The organism is Pauljensenia sp. UMB6358 (genome assembly GCF_030216865.1).
Taxonomy (GTDB): Bacteria; Actinomycetota; Actinomycetes; order Actinomycetales; family Actinomycetaceae; genus Pauljensenia; species Pauljensenia turicensis_A.
In genome coordinates this window covers 1-272 of record NZ_JASOMS010000167.1, presented here as the reverse complement: position 1 = coordinate 272, position 272 = coordinate 1, and the positions used below count along the sequence as shown (strand labels likewise).

The following is a 272-nucleotide window of genomic DNA, read 5'->3' as shown; positions in this document are numbered from 1 at the left end:
ATGGCCGAAGACATCGTCACATTGATGTTCCCGACCGCCTTGGCAGGCTACGTTGATGGGCTCGACTTGGCTGAACGCGGTCGCCAGTGGATGAACGATCATCCTGATGTCTCTGCCGCACTCACGCGTATTATTCGTGAACGCGTCGCGGTTGTTGAGCGCATGACGGCGGCACAGAAAGCGGACATCTAACCCTTCCTCTTCCGAATTGAACGACCGAGTGTCGGTAGGGCTCCATCATGAGCCCTACCGACATTTTGTCTGCATAGCGG

General features: G+C 56.2%; 1 protein-coding gene. It reads left to right on the top strand.

The genetic code is table 11. The features are described 5' to 3' along the window. The coding region (locus QP381_RS09045; protein WP_285068679.1) for a hypothetical protein at nucleotides 1-192 on the top strand (192 nt) is incomplete at its 5' end. Between the last annotated feature and the right edge of the window lie 80 nt (nucleotides 193-272).